Genomic DNA, 20,758 nt, shown 5'->3' with positions numbered 1-20,758 from the left:
CGCTTAATACATAATTAATAACGTTATATTTATAATACAACTAACTCTATTTATAGCTGTTTAATTAAATATTAAAAGGTAAGCAAGTTTAAAAACACGACATGTAACAATATTTATTTATAGAGCGTATTAAATAATGAGTGTAAAAACCTATGCACTGCCTATTTTTGGTGCTTGCAGCAAAGCTGCAAACATTATAAATATTGAATTTTGCACTAAAAACAGGTAAATTAACAAAAAAAACATGGATATAATTTTAATGGAATCAATACACCCTACCCCCTCTGAAACAACCCCATCAATAAATAAACCAGCTGAACCAATTTTTAGTGGAAAAGTGCAGTTTAGTGGTAAAGGCGGTGAGTTTTTTGGTATTTGGATTGTAAATATATTACTTAGCGTTATTACGCTTGGCATATACTCAGCGTGGGCTAAAGTACGCACACATCGCTATTTTTACGGTCACACTCGTATAGACGGTCATAGCTTTGACTACCTAGCAACTCCAATACAGATTTTAAAAGGTCGGATTTTAGCGGTTATTGTGTTTTTTATTTACACATTTTCTATTAGCTTTATGCCTATATTAGGTCTATTTTTTGTTCTTGGTTTTATATTTTTAATGCCGTGGATTATTAATCAAGGTTTACGTTTTAATATGCGCATGACGCGCCATCGTAATGTTCGTTTTGCTTTTAAAGGCAATTACGGCGAAGCCTTTATTAACTTTATACTTTTGCCTATCGCCAGCATATTTACACTTTATTTATTAATGCCGTATGTTATAAAACGTATTGATAGCTATATCCATAGCAACATTAGTTACGGCGACAAACCACTTACTGTAAACCTAAAAGGCGAAACCTATTACCTAACAGCGCTTATATGTTTTGTGGTGAGCTCTATCACTATGGTTGTATTTATGGGGATTTTAGGGTTATTTGGCCTCAATTTATTAGATGTTGAAAATCAACAAAATTTAGAAAGCTCCCCTGCAATGGTTATGCTACCTATACTTATGATGATTGCCTATGTGCTGATGATTGCCATTGTTTCTGCTGTATGGCATGCCGCTATTAGAAATCATATTTTTGATAACAGCCATTTTGAAGGCGTTGCTACATTTAAATCAGAGTTAAAACCAGTTCCTTTCGCTGTTTTACTATTAACTAATATGTTGGCTATTGTATTTTCTTTAGGCCTTGCATACCCATGGACAAAAGTACGTACATCAAAAATGCTCGCTGATGTAACTAACGTCACTATTTATCCTGGCGCATTAAACCTAATCGATACCGCGCAAGAACAGCAATCATCATTTGCTGAAGAAGCTGCAAACGTATTTGATATTGACCTTTCTTTAACTTAAGAGCTCACCATGCATGTAAAGGGACATTTTTTTCCCATCGCATCGAGTAATTATCAGGTGTGTGTTGCAACTATTAGCGACACACACATTGAAATTATCAACGATGAACACGTTATAGCTCGCCACGCAATCTCAAGTCTTAATTTAAGTTCGGGAATGGCCGGACTTGCCGACGAACTAAACTTTGAAGATGGCAGTCGTTTTATCCCTCTTGATGTAAATTACAGATGGCCATTTAAAGCAAATAACCATCACGTAATGGAACGCCTTGAAAAAAGTAAATGGGCAATTTTAGCCGCAGTCATATTTACACCGCTCTTTATGTGGTTAGTACTTTATAAAGCCGTACCCGCCATTGCTGTTTACAGTGTTGATACCCTGCCACGTAATGTTGTAGAACAAATGGGGGAGCAAAGTTTTACACTAATTAAAAAGATTGCGCTTGACCCAAGTGAGCTGCCCGCAGAGCAACAAGCTAAAGTACAGGCACATTTTAAAAACATGCTTAATAAGCTTTCGCTTGATCAATCGGCTTATAGGTTATCGTTTTATAAATCAGACAGCTTTGGTGCTAACGCATTTGCGCTACCCCATGGTCGTATAGTGGTTACTGATGATTTGGCAAATTTACTTGCCGATAAACCCAATGCCTTAAAAGCGGTATTACTACACGAAATGGGTCATGTAGTGCATCAACATAGCGTACGTATTACAGCTCAATCTGCCGCAAGTACTATTGTGTTAGCGGTTGTATTTGGTGATTTAGAAGGTGTTGCCGAAGTAGCGTTAGGTACAGGTGCATCGTTTGCTCAGCAAGGATTTTCACGTGATATGGAACGCGAGGCAGATACTTTTGCACTCACCCAATTGGAGTTGTTAGGGTATTCAAGCAATGACTTTGCTGATGCGATAGAAGCACTGCAAGAAAGTCATACTAGCGAAAACAAACACCTCGAAAAAGTAAATAACTTATTAGAGTACTTATCTAGCCATCCAAGTGCACAAGAGCGTATTGATAATGCCAGAAAGTAACACGTTTTATATTCAACTTGCTCGTTACATAGTAAGTTTAAGTTGGATATATCATGGCTTTTTCCCAAAGCTTTATCATATTGCACCGCTTGAAAAATTAATGACTGGCAGTGCTGGTTTTTCACAGGAAGTGTCTGATTTAATTACGCGTTCGGCAGGAGTCGGCGAAATTATATTTGGCTTGTGTTTAATTGTATTTTATAAAAATAAGCACCTGGTAGCTTTAAATATATTGGCGCTTGTGGGGCTTTTATTTGCTGTAGTTATAATGCAGCCGCAATTGCTTATTGAAGCATTTAACCCTGTAACCACTAACCTCCCTCTTATTGGGCTGAGCGTTATATGGTTAAAAGAAATTGCCGTATTAAATAAAATAAGAACTTAAATTAATCTAACTTATAAGAGCAAAAAGGGTATGCCTGCGCATACCCTTTTTTGTAGTACTTAATTTGTAAAATTAGTACTTATTTTTATGCGTCCACAAATGCAGTAATTCGCTCGCAATGGTTGCTGCGGCAATAGCGGTAAGCTCGCTTTGGTCATACGACGGTGATACTTCTACCACATCCATACCTACCATGTTTATGCCTTTTAGCGCACGCAGTACTTTAAGTACTTTATCTGACGTTAAACCACCACAAACAGGAGTGCCTGTACCAGGCGCAAACGCAGGGTCTAAACAATCTATATCAAACGTTAAGTAAACAGGTAGGTCACCTACCCGTTCAAGTATTTGCGCTGCAATATCATTTGCATGTAAATCGTTAGCTTGCATTGCATCAATTACAGCAAACTCATGTTTGCTTTGATCAAAGTCGGTACGAATACCTATTTGTATACTGTGCTCAACATCAATTAGCCCTTCCATTGGCGCATGGTAAAACATAGTGCCGTGATCAAATCGCGAGCCATTGCTATAGGTATCTGTGTGCGCATCAAAATGTACCAGCGCCATTTTGCCATGTATTTTTGCATGAGCACGTAATAACGGAAGCGTCACAAAGTGATCGCCCCCTAAACCTAATAGCGTTTTACCTTGGCGAAGTATTTGCTCAGCAGCCATTTCTAGTTGCGCAGTAAAATACTCAGGATCGCCAACAGGGTAAGTAAAGTCCCCTGCGTCTGCCACTTTTAAGCGCTCAAACAACGGGAACGTCCACGGGTACTTAGTGTCTTCCCATGCTAAATGAACCGACGCACGACGAATCGCATCAGGACCTAAACGTGCACCAGGGCGACCCGATGTCGCTAAATCAAACGGTAAGCCTAAAACAACTACGTCAGCGTCAATTGCATTAATGTTTTGCACCATAGGACGACGTAAAAACGTCATCCCATTTGAGTACAATGAGTGATCTGCGTGACCAAACAAAGTCGACATTGCTTATAACTCTTCTAAATAAGTGTAGCCATCAAGGCCGCTTTGCAACTCGTCTAAAACGCTTTGCTGTTCGTGTTTTTCAATTTTTGCGCTTACCAACTGCTCATATGATTTCTGAAAACTTTCAACATCTAAATGTACATATCGCATCATATCAGCAACAGTGTCACCTTGGTTTATCTCAGTAATGCTTGCAACGCCTTGCTCATCCATATTAACAATCGCGCTGTGCGTATCGCCAAACAGGTTATGCATATCACCTAAAATTTCTTGATAAGCACCCACCAAGAAAAAGCCCATTAAATAAGGTTTATCAGCGCTAAACTCTGGCACTGGTAATGTGCTTTCAATACCTTGTCCATCTACGTAATGCTCAAGTGCACCGTCTGAATCACAGGTTATATCAAGTAATACAGCACGTTTTTTTGGTGCTTCAGTTAAGCCACTTAATGGCAATACCGGAAACACTTGATCAATGCCCCATGCATCTGGAAGCGATTGAAATAACGAGAAGTTTACAAAAAACTTATCGGCTAAACGTACGTTTAACTCGTCAATAATAGGACGATGAAAACGGTTTTTATTATCCATGTGCTTGTTAAGTTCATAACAAATACGAATATTAATTTGTTCAGCCCACGCACGCTGCGATAAGTCTAATAAACCTAATGCAAACTGGTTATGCGCTTCAGCTAAGTCGCCTTGGCTGTCGTGATAAATTTCAATTAATGCACGGTCATCCGTTAAATCAGTTAACTGCACAAACGATGCCCACATATTTTTTAATAAAAGGGGTGCATCTGCCGCTGGCGCTACTAACTCTTCTGGCGTATAGCTTTCAGTACCAATAACATTGGAAATAAGCACAGCATGATGCGCTGTAAGCGCACGACCCGACTCAGAAATAATAGTCGGCATTGGTTGCTCATATTGCTTACATGTATCACCAATGGTGTACACAATGTTATTTGCATATTCAGCTAAACTGTAATTCATAGAGTTATGCGATTGGCTACGTGTGCCGTCGTAATCAACCGCTAAACCACCACCTACGTCAAGGCAATCAATTTCTGCGCCTAATTTGCGTAGTTCACAGTAAAAACGCGCAGCTTCGCTTACACCTAAACGTACGTCACGAATGTTCGCCATTTGTGACCCTAAGTGAAAATGTACTAGCTGTAGTAAATCAAGCTGGTTTGCGTCTTTTAAACGATTAACTACATGCAAAACTTGCGACGCAGATAAACCAAATTTTGATTTTTCCCCGCCACTCGCTTGCCATTTACCTTTACCTTGCGACGCTAAACGTACGCGAATACCAATGCGTGGTTTTACGTTAAGCTCTTTTGCTTGGCTAAGCACCATGTCTAGCTCAGAAAGCTTTTCAAGCACTATATACACTTTATGACCTAGCTTTTCGCCAATAAGTGCTAAACGTACGTATTCTTTATCTTTGTAGCCGTTACATACAATAACGGCGCTGGTTTTTTCAGCCAGTGCTAGTACCGTAAGTAGTTCAGGCTTGCTGCCTGCTTCTAAACCAAGTTGCTTTTTTTCTACTTGTGCTTGGCTTGCTACTATTTCTTCAACCACTTCACGTTGTTGGTTTACTTTTATTGGGTAAACTAATAAGTAGTCTTTAGGGTAACCATAGTTTTCAATCGCTGTATTAAATGCGCCGCATAAGCTGTGTACACGATGGTGTAAAATTTGCGGAAAACGAACTAAAGCAGGTAAGCTTAAACCTTTATCTTGTAGTTGCTTTGCGATATCTGTTAATGCAATGGTTTGCTCTGGGGCATGAGCCTTGGGCGCAACATACACATCACCTTGATCATTAATACCAAAAAAACCTTGGCTCCAATGACGAACATTGTAGCTCGTACGAGCTTGTTCTAGTGATGTTGTCTCTTTCATTTATCTTTCTCTTTTATTTAATTAATGCCGACTCGGCTAGTGCCGCGCATTAAAAGAAAAATAGACATTCAAGTCCAACAAGTATTTTTACTCGTAACGAGTGATTTTTAATGTTGATAAAACGACCAATCACGTATTGCTCGCTAGCGCATATAAAACAGGACTTTGATGATTATTAAAGATAAGAAAAATTGTAAAAAATGGCTGTTTTTAAATGACTCATTATAAATTTTATTAGTAAAAATGAGTTACACCATTCAATAAAATTAATCTTGAGTTACTTTGCTTATAGAATTTACTTTTGATGGATTAGAGTAAGGTGTTCTCAACGCCTCAAATTACTGCTATTTAGCCAACGTGTTGTGACCAAGTAATACCTATGTATTCTGCAACGTGAATAAAAACTGCACGTCAAAAACACTTAGCCTACATCCACCAGCACCAATAACCGCTCACAACTACTTATGAGTATTATATAACTGGCTCTTTATTTAACTATTATTGGCTTTTTATCTATCTCTGTCATATTTTCAACCGTAGATAAACCATACCCACCAAACAGTAGAGGTGTAGTGTTTAAGTTCAACTTATAAGTGCAGTGCATTGTAGATAATTTATGTGGGTTAATTGTCCAGAGCTTTTTATAATCGTTAGCACTTATATAAAAATGCTCATTATTATTAACTAAGTGGATGACTTTGTTTCTTAAAATAATCGTTTCAAAGAACCCCCGAAAATTTACATTTGCATTAATAAAGGCAAATACAACTTCCCCTTCAATACGTTTTTGCTGTTGAGATTTAGGCAACCTATAAATTAAAAAAACAAAAAATAAGTAGCTAGCTGCTATACATACAAAAATAATCACAAGGCATGAAATGTTCATCTTTTTCCTTATTTGAAACAAGCGCTAGTTAGGTATTCAAATTAAAACTTTAGAGCACCTTATTACAGTAAATAGATAATTAGCGTGCGGGATTTTGTGACGTTTTAATAAGGATAAGGTAGCCATTCTTGCCAATTAAAGCTTTCGTTATACATCTCATCAACTATATCCATATACTCAGATTTTGTAGCTAGGAGGTACGCTTGCCTCTCTTTTGGGCTCATATAGGCAAGCCAATATGGGAGATAACCTGGATAGTCTACCCCAAACATATCTTCAAAAAATCGGCTTTCAGGAAGCTCAAGGGTGATTTCATTATGAGTAAGCTTTGGCATAGCGTTAATTTACCCTATTGTTAAAAATTAATATTCCGGCCACATATCTGAATCGTCTATTAAAGTTAACGTTTTCAAATCAAAATATGCACACACATTATTAATTGCCATAGCCTTATGTAAGCTAACGCTTTTAAACGATGATGACTCTAGTGCTGTATATAACCACGATGCAACTTCAATATCTGTAGCTCTTGATATGTCTTTGTAAAATTCAGAATCCATGTAGTTGTCAATCAAGTCTTCTAAAAGCTGATCTAAAACAGAAAGTTCGCCAAAATCCATTCCTGGTTTATAAATCTCATTTGCATCATTTGTCATGTAAGTAAACGACAGGTTGTAACGACTACCAAGAGGGATCCAGATTACAATTTTATCTGCCTCATCGGGTATACCCATTTTATAGATGGATTCAAACGCAGCAGTAAGCTCGGTAGTATGGCTTTTTAAAACCATTCGTATTTCTTTCAATGCAGATTCTATTTCCATCAAATTCCCTTTACAAACATAAAATTGAGAATAGATACTATCGTAATTAATCATTTTACAAGCAAGTATCTATCTCAAAATTTTATTTAGGTATTAATTTTAGCTTTTATTCAGCAAGCGCCATAGTGGCAAGTTTCATTGTGCTTTCAAACGACTTGGTACCCGCTATAAATAAACCGTTGTGACAGAACACGGCATCGGCAATACCTGTTTCATCTACAAACGCTTGATCAGATAAACCAGACCACGCTTTAGGCAACGATTTTCTATCTTCAAACGAGCCAGGCTCAACGGGTACTGTTTGTAATATCCATTGCCCAGAATGCGATGGGTAAACCATGTATAGTGCGTCACTTGATAAAATATGCACTGTTTTTTTCCACGGTGTGTATTTTTCAAGCACGATTACTCTGGCATCGTCTGCATTTTCAATTGCTTTGGCGACAATCTCTTTTGCATTTACGCTACCGTGAGCTGAGGCGATAAAACGAATAAGCATACGAGCTGCAAATTCAACAGCTTCATCAAAACAGGTATCAAAGTTACTTTCTTCTTCCCATGTAGGGTTAAACATTGAAATTGTTTGGCTCAAGCTTATCCCTTTTGATACACCCTCAACATGACCACAATCAATGGCGTCAATAGTTGAAACTAAGCCTGAATCCACTCTATCAGCAACGGCTTGGTTATCATCACACAGCGCTAAGCCATACTGTTTCCACACTAAACCAAACGACGAAAAAGGAATACCATTTTCACGCTCACCAGCACCACCACGTTGGTGATGATCAAAACGATTCGTTTCTGGGTCGTATTCGCCACCTACATCAATTACAAAGTCGGCACTTTCTATAAGCGCTTTATCGCGAGTACGTACTAGTTTAAACGCTGGTAAAACATGTTTAAGTACTGCAATACTAAAAACGTCATCCGCATGAAAATTACCGTTGTGAGTTACTACTGTTATGTCTGTCATTGGTTTAGTGTCATTTTTAGAAAGGATAAGAAAGTCTCGCTATTTAAACGTTATGGTTTGAAGTATTTCAGGGAAATATAATAAGGTGGATTTTATACGAATGTAGCTAACAAAAACAGTGTACTGTTTGGCATGTCTGTTTTTGTTGTAAAAACAGTATTGGGAGTATTTTGTAACCTATTACTATAACTTTGATTGAAAGGTCGTTAATGTAACTGAGTAGTGCATAAACCATGGATGAAAACTCACCACTTATAGTTTTAATGCACTAAAGCGTTATCACTCTATATTATAAAGGATGTAATTAAGACAGCTTACGTAGCTCCTCAATAATATCATCTGGCTCTGAACGTGTACGGTAATCTACATCAACATAACGCCAAGTAACAAGTCCATCACGACCTATAATAAATGTGGCAGGTATAGGAAGTATATTACCATTGCCATTATTTATTGCCTCTAAGTCGAGTTTACGGTCAACTCGCATGTGCTCTACTAAGTACTCTGGTACTTCCCATTCAACGCCATACTGCGATGCAACTTTTGCACTTTGATCCGATAGCACTAAAAAATCCATCTCACTTATTTCATTTTCACTCATTGATCCATCGGGTACCTGCGGGCTAATAGCCACTAACTGTGCACCTAACGAATGGATATCAGCTAACCTTGCTTGCAATGCTTTAAGTTGTAGGTTGCAGTATGGGCACCAGCTACCACGATAAAATGTAACAACAAGTGGTCCTTTGGCTAATAATTCGGTAAACGAAATTAGCTTACCGTCTGGATTTGGCAATTCAAAACTCGGCGCTTGTTCGCCCACCTTAATTGCACTGCTACCTTGCTGAAAAGACTTTGCTTGCTCAATTATATCGTCAACACCTTTCATAAAATCAGGATTTGCTTGTCGACCTGCTGCAATTTTAGCATCAGTTTGCTCTTTTAAACTTTTCATATTTATCTCCAGCGCACTCTTTAATTTACTCATGTTAAGTATAAATCACCGTATTTAAAGACACACAACAACGACTTAAAATATTCTCTTAACAATTAACTTCAAATGAGTTTTACGAATTTAAGAAGTAATACTACTCCTATTTATATAAATTTATCTTTTTTAAGAATTAAAGCTAATTTAAAAAAGAGAAAATCAATAAATAACGGCTACAAAAAAACAACGTAATATCACTTTATTAGTACGCTTCATCTTCACCATATACATTAACAACCAACTCATCATCAATGTCGTATGAGACTAAAAAGTTTATTGGCTTACAGCACACTTGGCAATCCTCAATATATTGCTCATCTACATCTGAAGTATCAATTAAAACATCAATCGCTTCACCACAATAAGGACACTCAATTGTTTTTTCTGGTAATTGGTTCACTTTTATACCTTCTGAAAATTAACTTAAATATTATTACACCAGTAACAATAGCATTTTCAGTGCGCGTTTAAAAATTCACAGTACTTACATTTACAACAACTAAATACCATCTTTTAAGTACGTATTATGCCATTGTAAATACTGCTCGTGAGTCATTGGCTTGGCAATTAAATAGCCTTGTATAGCATCGATATCTATTTTTTTAAGTACTTCAAATTGCGCTAATGTTTCAACTCCTTCTGCAACAACAGATATATTAAGACTTTTACCTAAATTAATTATCGTTTGCACAATACTATGACCTGTACCGCTATCACATATTTTATCAATAAAGCTTTTATCTATTTTTAGTTCTTTTACTGGAAAAGAACTCAAATGAGTTAAGCAGGAATAGCCTGTACCAAAATCATCGATAGAAAATATAAAACCATGACTTTTTAATTCTTCCATTTGTTGTATTGCGCTGTCTATATCACCCGATAACATAGATTCGGTTATCTCTAACTTAACGCGTGAAGGTTCCACATCAAAATGGTTAATTACATTTAACAGCTCATTTTTTAGTGTTGTTGAGTTAAATTGACACTGACTTATATTTATTGAAATATTGAATGACTCATCAATAATATTATTACGGCTTAAGTCATTAATTAAAATACATATATCGCGTAATACCGTATTTTGTAACTTTTGAATTAATCCGTATTGCTCTGCAATCGGAATAAACTCATTAGGTGCTATTAGCCCTTTTTGTGGATGGTTCCATCGAATAAGCGCCTCAGCGCCTATTATTTTTCCTTGCGCATTAATTTGTGGCTGAAAGTAAGCACAAAATTCATCACATGCTATTGCTCTAACAATGTCAGTTTCTAGTTCAGCTTGGTTTTGAAGTAAAGTTTGTAATGCTGGATCATAAAAACTACTGCTATTACCTCTTTTCTTTTTTGAATGGTACATTGCCGTATCGGCAAATTTTAGTATGTTGTCTGTCACTGAATTTATTTTATCGATTAAACAAATACCAATACTACAACTCACCTGAAATGCTAGTTTTCCAACCTCAAACTTCTCATCAAATACACTTTGTAAGCTTTTAGCCACTATTTCGGCTTCAATAATAGCCTGTTGATTATTTTCACCAACATACTCTAGCAAGATAATAAATTCATCACCTCCAACCCGAGCTAATGTATTAGGTGCTTTAATTACAGATCGGAATCGTGTTGATAACTCAACTAAAATTTCATCGCCTGCGCTGTGCCCCAGTGAATCATTAATCCTTTTAAAGTTATCTAAATCTAAAAACAATAACGCACCGACTTTATCACTCTGCTTTATTGTTTCTACGCAGAGCGTTAACTTATCGCTAAGCATTCTTCTATTTGGGAGATTAGTTAATGAATCAAAAAAGGCTAGCTTCGTTATTTCTTGCTCTGCATTTTTCCTAACCGAAATATCTCTAGCCATCCATACAACATGCCTTTGCAATGGGTTATTTGGCTGATAATGATCAAGAGATGCTGTTCTTCCCTCAAAAGTAACTTTATTATTTTTAATTTCAAGCTCATATTCAAAAAATTGAACATCGTTAGTCGTTAATGTTTTTTCAATTACATTCATGATCAACTGAGACTCTTTTTTAGGGAGAGCATCTTTTACGTTTTGATGAATCAATGTACTTGGTGAGCTATACAGTAATTCATTTGAAGAACCATAAAGATCAGTGTATTCACCGTCCTCACTTAAAATTAAGATCAAATCGGGCATCACTTTAGTAAATGCTTTAAATTTTTCATTACTTTGTTGTAAGTCTGCAATTAACTGTTTTGCTTTAAACGACTCAACGTTTTTTTCTAACGCGATACTCGTAAAATGAACAAAATAATCAATCAGTTCTAAATCATACGCTGACGGGGCTTTAGGCTTATCGTGATAAATAGCGAACGTGCCAAGTATTTGGGATTGTGTTGAGATAATAGGAGTTGACCAGCATGATCTTAGCTCAAAGCTTAGTGCGAGCTCTTTGTAATCTTCCCACAGTGGTGAGACCGCTATATCTTCTACAATTACGCGAGCATTAGAATATGCAGCAGTACCACACGATCCCGCACTTGGACCAACGTGCACTCCATTTATAGCTTGGCAGTATTTGTCATCTATATTTGGAGCTGCGCAATGAAAGAGCTGACCTTCTCTTAATGATAAAATTGAGCATCTTGCAGATTCATCATCAATAATTTCTTCAATAGATAAACAAATGTCATTAATAACAACATTTAAAGGTAACCCTAGTGCTATTTTAGATAAGATATCTTGCTGATGAGATAACAACTTTCTTAATCTAACTGTTTCCATATTCCACCATAAAATTTCATTATTTTTGTTTTTAATTTATAAGAATATATTTAATCGCCTAAATTATAAAAACTTCAGATCAACTTTATATTTATACTATATAGATAAGTATAGCTATGATTAAAAGATTTTTACTTAAAAGCTATAATTTTTACAATCGTATAAAATAAAGGAAATAAAAGTAGAGTTAATTCAAAGTGGGTGTTGTCATTCATTAGGATGGTCAGCGATATAGCTAACCAGATCTGTGGGTCATAAATCTATATTAAGCAGCTATTTTCAATGCTAGCTGCGTTAAGTTTACTTACAATAAATTCGTTCAGATTAATTAAATTAGCATTACAAATTGGCACGATTAAAAGCACTTTCACCGTTTATAAACCGTGTAGTGCCTACTATGAGGTTATTTTGCCGTCGTAAAGCTAATCTTTATTTATCTAATATTTTTTGAGGGGGTATTTTACTTACTTAGCCCTAATTCCATAAATACACTTTGTGGGTTGTCTTGATAAGGTCCAAAACTGTCACAACGTTTAAATCCTAGGTTTTCATATAACTTAATCGATTGTATTTGCTTAGGACCTGTTTCTAGTCTTATAAGTGGAATTTGCTCTTCCCCAGCATGATGCAATAATATTTGCATAATACGTCTAGATAACCCTCTGCCTCGATAGCTAGGATTGACATAAAGCCGTCTTATTTCGCCATAAGGTGTTTTATCAAACTGTTTTACAATAGCGCCACAAGCAATAATACCATCTTCATTCTTTAATCCTATAGCGTAAACACTTGGCTGGTTTAGCTCATTCACCGTAAGAGATTGTGCTGTTGCTACCGGATATAAGGAGTTAATAAGTCGGTCGATATCAGAAAAAACATTAATCACATCCTGGTCATCTTGGTTTAAATCGACTAACTGCATGGAAAATCCAATTTTGTATTAAAAATTTGTTGGCAAACTATACCTAATTGTAACAAATGAACAACCTCGTTCAGCCCGTTTTTCACTTATTTAAACGTTTATTTAAGATAGATCAATATTTAAATAAGATAAACTACCTACAACACGTAATCAAAATACTTACGGTGCTCTACACCCGCTAAATTAGAATTGATTTTATTTGGGTGCTTATATTCTTTCCAACTTGCTACATGGCGCCCAACATTTAATTTAGGGAAATCAGTATTTCCTTTAATCGCGACTCCTAAAAAATGTTTTAATTTTAATAAACTATCTTCCTCACTAACATCTATCATTAAAAAATCATCACGGTCTTTAAAGTAAGAAAAAACAGCCTGTTGATGTTTTAAATAACAATCAGCTAACGAGGTGTGTGTTAAAGGTAATGTTGAGGGAAATACCTGATGAAAACTACGTTTTAAAATAGGGTTAAATTTTCCCGTTTTTGGCTCTAAATGAGGCGCCATTTTTTTTAATAGCATGGTGATAGAAAGCACCCATTTATCTATATCTCGATTTAAGTAAACAAATTTAGCATCTGGAAATAACGTATCCAAATGCATATAGTCGCTAAAACAAGGCGCGTCAGATACTGCATCCGCCATCTCAAACGCTTTTTTAGTAAATGCAGTATGAGCGACCGACAGCCCCATTTCTAATAGCGCGACACTTATACTGGTAGTACCGGTTCTTGGTAAACCAATAATAAAAACTTTAGACATCTATGTTACTCATGTTGAAAAAGCACCTCATTATTACATGTGTTTGCTATTCCATAATAAAGAAAATTTGGTACTTTGGATTAAAATTGTTTAGATAAGTTGTTTGTAATTCAATATGATTAATTAATAACGGCCTTTGTTAAAACGACCTTATTCACTTATTTTTAGCTCTGATTTATATTAAAACGACGAAACTAAACACTTTGTTACCTAAAAATACTGTTCAAAATTATTAAGCAATTTATACTGCGCGCAGTGGTAAATATTTATTGAGGTTATTGTGCAGATCATAAAAGGCATGGAATATTTTTTTTCAGGGTTTAAGTTAATTAGTCAAAAAGGATTAAAGCGCTTTGTGCTGATCCCGCTATTAATTAATATTTTACTCTTTAGTAGTTCGCTGTATTTCTTATTTGGCTGGCTAAGTGACAGCTTTACCTACATCAATAATATGCTACCAGAATGGCTTAGTTGGTTAGAGTGGTTAATGTGGCCAATTGCAGTGCTGGTGGTGTTATTTAGTTACAGTATGCTATTTACTATAATAACCAACTTTATAGCAGCTCCATTTAACGGTTTACTCAGTGAAAAAGTAGAACTGTATTTAACAGGTCAACAAATTAATGATGATGGCTTTGCTGAGTTATTAAAAGATGTGCCACGCATGTTTGCACGAGAGCTAACAAAGCTGTGGTATTACTTGCCCCGTGCTATTGGTTTTTTTATATTACTTTGGATATTACCTGTCATAGGGCAAATTCTGTGGGTGTTATTTACGTGTTGGATGTATGCAATACAGTACAAAGATTACGCATTCGATAATCATAAAATCGACTTCAAACAAATGAAAGACGATTTAAAAAGCAAACAAGGCTTATCGTACGGGTTCGGCTTTGCCGTTATGATATTTACAGCAATCCCTATCGTAAATTTAATCGTAATGCCTGTCGCAGTTTGTGGCGCTACCCGTTTATGGGTAGATAACTACCGCCCTAAATATCGCGATTAGTTAAATAATATCTATGAGTAATATTAAATAAGCAGCTTTCATTAAAGCAAACATACAGCTTATGTAAGTACAGAGGGTTAAAAAATCCGATAAAGATTATTTATCGGATTTTTATATTATTGATGAACCCTTGAGTGAAATAATTAATCTATTAAGGCTTACTCTTACTCGTTACTAGGCGCTTCCACGCTAGTACCATACCGGTATAAACTAAAAAGCATGCTAGCAATGATGCCAAACCAGCTAATGTTTGCCCTATAAAACCAAAGTATTCACCGGTATGTAAAAATCGAGATGTTCCCCATGCTTGATCGCCTCGCGTCCAATCCGATTTTTTTAGCGTTTTAATTGCATCTCCAGTGCGAGTATCTAAAAATAATGAATACGCATATTCTTGGCGATTCCCGATACTGGTATCAATATAAAAACGGGCTTCGTGTTTTTTGTCACCTAATTCTAACCACATCGAATACCAATCCGCAGCACCATTATTAATTGCATGTACTTTAGCTTGTTGGAATAAAGCATCGTAAGGTACTTTATCAGCCGATAAATCTAATACTGGTAGATGCTTTTCTCGCTCGGGTACACTTTGTCCAAATGCGCCGTACAGTGCCTTATTTGCCCAATCAAAATGAAACAAAGTAGCCGTTAATGACAAAACGAGTAAAACCGGTAAACACCAAATCCCAAAAACTAAATGCCACTGCCTATTTCGATGATGTGATGATTTGTAACTCTTTGCTAGTAATAAATATCCTTTTAATGCAGAGCGATTAAATCGCTTTGGTAACCACAGATAAGCACCCGATAGTAATAAAAAGATAAAAAATAGATTAGCGTAGCCATTTATATTTTTGCCAATCACTTGTGAAGCGCCATGCAGTAATAAATAACGATGTATATCAGTTACAACGTGAAAAAAACCAGCCGCTAGCCCCTCTCCTTCACGAATGACATCTCCCGTATAAGGGTGTAATAAGTAGCTATGTTTCCCCGCCCAGGCAGGAATAGCAGCCCCTTCTCGATTTACCCAACGAATATAAATATGTGATTGACTCGGATGCGATTTTTGCAAAATATCTACAACAGCATCAGTCGATAGCCGCTGTTGAGCATAGGTGCTTTTTACAGTAAATCGCATTTCATCTAGCTCAACAATCTGTCGCTCATAGGTTAATAAAAAACCCGTGAACGACATGCTAAAAATAAATAAACCGGCGATTAAACCTATAATTAAGTGAGCCCAAAAGACCCACTTTTTAAACGATTTTAAGAACATAAAATAAGTTACTTATTCTTAAAACTGATAAGAAATCGATAAGCGAATATCGCGCCCAGATTCGTATGGACCAACAACAGTGTCAAATACTTCACTGTAATCACCCACACTTGAATGATCGATATATAACTCATTAAATAAGTTAGTAACAGCAACATTAAATAATAATGCATTCGTCACATTCCACTGCCCATATAAATCAACAGTGGTATAGCTTGGTTTATTTAGGGTATATAAAGAATCAGTCCAACCAAGGTCAACAGCTTGATGAAGAGTATCAATATCGAGTGAATCGACTTTAGTTACACTAAAACCAACCTTTGCATCGGTGTTAATGTCGTAATCAACGCCAGCAACCCATGTATTGCCTCTGCTATTACCTAAACCGACAAACTCATAGCCATTAATATCAATTGCATCATAACTTACACTGTACAACCCATCACGTGGGTCAAGCTCTGTATCAGTAGCTGAAAATCCAATGAAGAAATCAAATGAATTTAAACGATATGCTAGGTCAAACTCAAATCCTTTAGTCTCTAACGTGCCTATATTGTTATAAACCGAGTTTCCTTCATACCCTTCAAATATCACATCATCTAAAGACGAATTATAAATACTTGCCTTAGCGGATAAATTTTCATTAGTGTACGTTATGGATGCTTCAATATTAGCTACGGTCTCAGGTACTAAACTTTCATCCGCTACTGGAATATCTGAACCGTCATATAAATATCCATCAATGGTAAAGCCATCCCCTATTTGTTTACCACGCGCGGCTTCAGCATACCCAAGCCCTACTGTCCAAGCATCATTAATGTCATATGCTAAACCGATATTAAAGCTCACTTCATTGTCGTCTAAACTCGATGCGCTTTCTGTAATTGCAGTGCCATAATATTCATCTAATAAGATGTCTTGTTTAAACTTATAACTATCAAAACGCACCCCATAACTCAGTAAAAGTTGTGGAGTAATATCACTATAACCTTGTGCATAAACACCCAGTACACTGCCTTGTTCTGAATTTTCTTTTGCACCTGCTGCAGACCCACTCGATACTTCATCGTTTCTATAATCAATGCCATAAACAAATTTATGTTCATCAATAATACTTGTATTACGAATATCTAAGCCATATGTGTCAATGTCAGCAAGCCAAGCAAATCGACCGCCATTAAAAGATGATTCGGTTTTGTATGCTGTCACCTCTAAATACAATAAGTTATTGTGAGAAAATATATAATTAGCAACGTAAGTCTCTCGCTCTGCTTCACTTGGGTACAAAGCATCACCTTCTTGTACCGCCCAGTTAGGGCGTGCTGAAAAATCCCCTTCTTCGTCGCGTTTTTCAATACTTACCGACAAATGATGATTATCTGCTAACTCACCACTGGCTTTAATAAACATCATATCTTGATCGGCAGCCGTACCATAAATAGTATCGCCATCACCATCTTCCATGTTGTCGCGATCCACAGTACTGAAATATCCTAGTACACCCCATGTATCACTTAATTTACCGTATACACTGGTGCTTAAACGCGTACCGTCATTTGAAAAGTAACTTGCTTTAACACGTCCACCAAATTGTTCACCTTGATTAAGTAGGTCTTGCGCGTCTTTAGTTTTAAAGCGGATAGAGCCGCCAATCGCACCAGGACCACTTGTTGCTTCTCCGGCACCTGCTTGCACATCTATTTGCTGTAATAGGTCAGGATCTATTGTTACACGACCAATATGATGAAATAACGTTGATGTTTGCTGTGCACCATCAACCGTTATATTTAATAAAGAATCTTCAACACCACGAATATAGATCTTTTGTGCAACGCCTACCGAGCCACCCACACTAACAGAAGGTGAATGTCGAAAAATGTCAGCCAGATCACTTGCTTGATATTGTTCTATTTCTTCAGCTGTAATACTCAAATTAGTTGCAGAACCAACTACAGATATTTTTTCAACAGACGCTGTATTTTTAGCAAGTTCTTGCGCGTATATAGGTGAACTAAATGATGCACAAATAGCACTCATTAAGGCTAATTTTTTCAAGGGGGACGTTCCTTCTTAATTGCAAATAAGAAGGATTATCATTTTCTTTTAATGAAAAGCATAGCAATTTTACATTTGTTACATTTAGGACATATACAAAGACGTGTTAGGTGCAATCTACTTTAGTTGTCTAAAAACATGTAAGTAAGGGCGTGAGCAGGACGAGAAAGCGTTGCTCAGTTTTTACAAGCACAATATAAAATGTAATTTATACACCTTTAGGAACCGTTACAGTCATCACTAAACCACCTGCAGTATCGTTTTTAGCAAATACTGTTGCAGCAATCGCATGTAATTGCCTTTGTGCTAAAGCAAGCCCTAAACCAAAGCTATCACTGTTGCATGAGCGAGCTGAATCAATCCGGAAAAAAGGTCTAAAAATAGTATTTAAATGCTCTTTAGGTACTCCTGGACCTTGATCTGCAATAATAATTTGATATTCATGTTTATAATCAATGAGGCTAACCCGTACTTTTTTATTAATGGGTGTGTAACGTAGTGCATTTCTAAGTATGTTCTCCAGTGCTTGACCTAATGCTCTGTGATTACTGTTTTCAATATGGGCTTGATTAGGTAAGTCAGCAGAAATCAGTTTATCTGGGTACTCAAAACGCCCATCTTCAATGAGGATTTCGAGTAAATCGACTAAATCCAAAGATTCAATGCGCAACTGAGGTGACTCGTTATCTAACCAGGATAAAGTAAGCGTGTCATCTACTAACTTACGGATGTGCTGTGACTCTTTGTGAATACGCTCTAATTTGATTTGCGTGTCTTCTACACCCTTTTCTCTGTGAGTGAGTAAATTGTCAGTTGCTATATCTAAGCGTGTTAAAGGTGTTCTCAACTCGTGAGACAGATCAGTTAGTAATACTCGTTGATGCATAATCTGATCACTGATCCGCTCTGCCATTAAATCAAATGTTTCAGCTAACTGGGATAGCTCATCATTGCGTGAGCCCAGCTGCTCACGGACTCTGACACTAAAGTCTCCTTTGCTAAATGCCCTACTTGCTAAGTCGAGTTCTTTAATGGGATGCATAATATGGCGATATAACACAATCGATAAACACACCAATATCAGCATTGGTAATAAAACTTGTAACGACAAACGTGTTAAATTCCAAAGTGATCCTGGGCGCATTCTTTGCGGCAACTGCACAACAAGGCTAGTTGCACCATCTTTAAAGGGTAATTGCATAACGGGTGCATGCTCAAAATACAGATGGATTTTCCAATCAATACTTCGCCCCAAGTTATACCCTGTATACTCATAACGATGAGAGCGATTACCTGCTAACTCAACCACATTGGCTTTAGCAATTACAGCCCAAATACTCTCTTGTTGTTGTAAATCATCAACCCAACGCTCAAGTTCGTTCATATCGCCTTGATCAAATATAACCTCAGCCTTTTTTTGCCAATTAATTAACTCTTCTCGGCTTGAGTCACTTAGCATGCTCATATCATTTTCAAAATGATTAACCGCGACATTAATTAAATAAAACATCGCAACAACACCAGTACCAATAATTAAGCACAGCTTCCAAAATAAACGTCGTGTCATTTAATACAGTACCCTTGCCCATGCACAGTGTGTAAACGGCTGCCATCCCAGCCGGCGTTATTTAATTTTTTTCGTATACGACTCATATGCATATCTAAACTACGATCGTACTGACTGAAACGCTTGTTAAGCGCCACTTGATATAAAAAAGGTTTTAACAGTATTTGTTCTTGGTTTTTCATTAAAATTTGCAGCAAGGCAAACTCAATAGGCGTAAAAGCTAATAGCTCACAATGCAGAAAAACCTGCTGGTGTAGGCTATCTATTTCAAGTCCATCAATATTAGCAATGTAAGGGGTATTTGTGTCTTGTTTAAAAACGCGCCTTAGTACTGAATCTACGCGTAGTAATAATTCTTGGCTATTAAACGGTTTTGCTAAGTAATCATCTGCACCGGCTGATAAACCTAGAATACGCTCTTCTTCAGCATGTTTTGCCGATACAATTATTACAGGGGTGTTATTACAACTACGTAAAATATTAAGTACTGCTAAACCGTCTTTGCCCGGCAACATAACATCTAATAAAATAAGACTAAAACGTTGAGCAACCGCTAAATCAAGCGCTTGATTACCATCAAAACACTGTGTAACAGAGTATCCTTGGTTGGCTAGTAATTCCGTAATTTGATCATTAAGTAATGTATCGTCTTCAACAACTAAAATATCAAAATCAGATTTGTTGCGTTGATAGGCCTGTGGTGCAGACATAGAAAGCCATAATTTTTATAGTATTAAAACAAATTAAAGCAAATGGTAATACAAATCAATATCAAAAGCAGTGTGTAGGAAAAAAGTTAACTTTTTGAGTGTTTTGAGTGTTTTGAGTGTTTTGAGTGTTTTGAGTGTTTTGAGTGTTTTGAGTGTTTTGAGTGTTTTGAGTGTTTTGAGTGTTTTGAGTGTTTTTTCAAGCATAAACTTGTTATTGAGGAAATAACAAGTGGCGGAGTGGACGGGACTCGAACCCGCGACCCCCGGCGTGACAGGCCGGTATTCTAACCAACTGAACTACCACTCCGCAGAGATATCATT

19 protein-coding genes and 1 tRNA gene are annotated in these 20,758 nt (G+C 36.7%); 4 read left to right on the top strand and 16 right to left on the bottom strand.

Annotated elements, in window-relative coordinates; all coding sequences use genetic code 11:
• The first annotated feature begins 259 nt into the window (after positions 1 to 259).
• From GQR56_RS18195 to GQR56_RS18185, 3 genes are read left to right on the top strand one after another with little or no spacing between them, the layout of a single operon-like run.
• Positions 260 to 1,369, top strand: coding sequence for a YjgN family protein (locus GQR56_RS18195; protein WP_166114124.1), 1,110 nt, complete (start codon positions 260 to 262; stop codon positions 1,367 to 1,369).
• A gap of 9 nt (positions 1,370 to 1,378) precedes the next feature.
• Positions 1,379 to 2,401 carry a M48 family metallopeptidase gene (locus GQR56_RS18190; RefSeq protein WP_166114121.1) on the top strand — a complete coding sequence of 341 codons (1,023 nt, stop codon included), beginning with the start codon at positions 1,379 to 1,381 and terminating at the stop codon, positions 2,399 to 2,401.
• The gene (locus tag GQR56_RS18185) at positions 2,388 to 2,786 is read left to right on the top strand and encodes a DoxX-like family protein (protein ID WP_024611210.1); all 399 of its coding nucleotides are present in this window, start codon (positions 2,388 to 2,390) and stop codon (positions 2,784 to 2,786) included. The genes GQR56_RS18190 and GQR56_RS18185 overlap by 14 nt, the downstream gene beginning before the upstream one ends.
• A gap of 72 nt (positions 2,787 to 2,858) precedes the next feature.
• Here GQR56_RS18185 and speB read toward each other — a convergent pair whose 3' ends face one another.
• The 11 genes from speB to GQR56_RS18130 form a co-directional block, all read right to left on the bottom strand.
• On the bottom strand, positions 2,859 to 3,782 hold the full coding sequence (gene speB / locus GQR56_RS18180) for an agmatinase (protein WP_007583987.1): 924 nt from the start codon (positions 3,780 to 3,782) through the stop codon (positions 2,859 to 2,861).
• Positions 3,783 to 3,785: 3 nt separating this feature from the next.
• The gene (speA, locus tag GQR56_RS18175; protein WP_101216157.1) at positions 3,786 to 5,699 is read right to left on the bottom strand and encodes a biosynthetic arginine decarboxylase; all 1,914 of its coding nucleotides are present in this window, start codon (positions 5,697 to 5,699) and stop codon (positions 3,786 to 3,788) included.
• Positions 5,700 to 6,186: 487 nt separating this feature from the next.
• Positions 6,187 to 6,585 carry a hypothetical protein gene (locus tag GQR56_RS18170; protein WP_024611211.1) on the bottom strand — a complete coding sequence of 133 codons (399 nt, stop codon included), beginning with the start codon at positions 6,583 to 6,585 and terminating at the stop codon, positions 6,187 to 6,189.
• A 104-nt stretch (positions 6,586 to 6,689) separates the two neighbouring features.
• The gene (locus GQR56_RS18165) at positions 6,690 to 6,920 is read right to left on the bottom strand and encodes a hypothetical protein (RefSeq protein ID WP_024611212.1); all 231 of its coding nucleotides are present in this window, start codon (positions 6,918 to 6,920) and stop codon (positions 6,690 to 6,692) included.
• A 27-nt stretch (positions 6,921 to 6,947) separates the two neighbouring features.
• Positions 6,948 to 7,409 carry a hypothetical protein gene (locus tag GQR56_RS18160; RefSeq protein ID WP_024611213.1) on the bottom strand — a complete coding sequence of 154 codons (462 nt, stop codon included), beginning with the start codon at positions 7,407 to 7,409 and terminating at the stop codon, positions 6,948 to 6,950.
• A 106-nt stretch (positions 7,410 to 7,515) separates the two neighbouring features.
• Complete coding sequence (locus GQR56_RS18155) at positions 7,516 to 8,385, bottom strand: MYG1 family protein (protein WP_024611214.1); 870 nt, start codon at positions 8,383 to 8,385, stop codon at positions 7,516 to 7,518.
• Between the two features lie 304 nt (positions 8,386 to 8,689).
• Positions 8,690 to 9,340 (bottom strand): peroxiredoxin-like family protein, encoded by a 651-nt coding sequence (locus GQR56_RS18150; protein ID WP_166114118.1) that lies wholly within the window; start codon positions 9,338 to 9,340, stop codon positions 8,690 to 8,692.
• Between the two features lie 238 nt (positions 9,341 to 9,578).
• The gene (locus tag GQR56_RS18145; protein WP_024611216.1) at positions 9,579 to 9,776 is read right to left on the bottom strand and encodes a CPXCG motif-containing cysteine-rich protein; all 198 of its coding nucleotides are present in this window, start codon (positions 9,774 to 9,776) and stop codon (positions 9,579 to 9,581) included.
• A 99-nt stretch (positions 9,777 to 9,875) separates the two neighbouring features.
• Complete coding sequence (locus tag GQR56_RS18140; protein ID WP_166114113.1) at positions 9,876 to 12,131, bottom strand: EAL domain-containing protein; 2,256 nt, start codon at positions 12,129 to 12,131, stop codon at positions 9,876 to 9,878.
• 460 nt (positions 12,132 to 12,591) lie between these two features.
• Complete coding sequence (locus GQR56_RS18135) at positions 12,592 to 13,053, bottom strand: GNAT family N-acetyltransferase (RefSeq protein ID WP_024611218.1); 462 nt, start codon at positions 13,051 to 13,053, stop codon at positions 12,592 to 12,594.
• 137 nt (positions 13,054 to 13,190) lie between these two features.
• Positions 13,191 to 13,814, bottom strand: a complete 624-nt coding sequence (locus tag GQR56_RS18130) for a sulfotransferase (RefSeq protein ID WP_231613216.1) — start codon at positions 13,812 to 13,814, stop codon at positions 13,191 to 13,193.
• Positions 13,815 to 14,112: 298 nt separating this feature from the next.
• On the opposite strand from GQR56_RS18130, the gene cysZ reads away from it, so the two are divergent.
• Complete coding sequence (gene cysZ / locus GQR56_RS18125; RefSeq protein WP_029880450.1) at positions 14,113 to 14,823, top strand: sulfate transporter CysZ; 711 nt, start codon at positions 14,113 to 14,115, stop codon at positions 14,821 to 14,823.
• A gap of 151 nt (positions 14,824 to 14,974) precedes the next feature.
• On the opposite strand, the gene GQR56_RS18120 is transcribed toward cysZ, so the two are convergent.
• From GQR56_RS18120 to GQR56_RS18100, 5 genes are all read right to left on the bottom strand, one after another.
• A complete protein-coding gene (locus GQR56_RS18120; protein ID WP_166114109.1) occupies positions 14,975 to 16,105 on the bottom strand; it encodes a PepSY-associated TM helix domain-containing protein in 1,131 nt (376 codons plus the stop codon).
• 18 nt (positions 16,106 to 16,123) lie between these two features.
• Positions 16,124 to 18,160 (bottom strand): TonB-dependent receptor, encoded by a 2,037-nt coding sequence (locus GQR56_RS18115; RefSeq protein WP_166114106.1) that lies wholly within the window; start codon positions 18,158 to 18,160, stop codon positions 16,124 to 16,126.
• Positions 18,161 to 18,368: 208 nt separating this feature from the next.
• Positions 18,369 to 19,727 (bottom strand): histidine kinase sensor domain-containing protein, encoded by a 1,359-nt coding sequence (locus GQR56_RS18110; RefSeq protein ID WP_166114102.1) that lies wholly within the window; start codon positions 19,725 to 19,727, stop codon positions 18,369 to 18,371.
• Positions 19,724 to 20,437 carry a response regulator transcription factor gene (locus GQR56_RS18105; RefSeq protein WP_024604903.1) on the bottom strand — a complete coding sequence of 238 codons (714 nt, stop codon included), beginning with the start codon at positions 20,435 to 20,437 and terminating at the stop codon, positions 19,724 to 19,726. The genes GQR56_RS18110 and GQR56_RS18105 overlap by 4 nt, the downstream gene beginning before the upstream one ends.
• A 230-nt stretch (positions 20,438 to 20,667) precedes the next feature.
• Positions 20,668 to 20,744: transfer RNA gene (locus GQR56_RS18100), tRNA-Asp, on the bottom strand.
• Positions 20,745 to 20,758: the final 14 nt, after the last annotated feature.

Origin of the sequence: Pseudoalteromonas sp. Z9A5, assembly GCF_011378875.1 — a bacterium.
In the GTDB taxonomy this organism is placed as follows: Bacteria; Pseudomonadota; Gammaproteobacteria; order Enterobacterales; family Alteromonadaceae; genus Pseudoalteromonas.
Note: the sequence above shows the minus strand (reverse complement) of the source record. Positions and strands in the feature narration are given on the sequence as shown.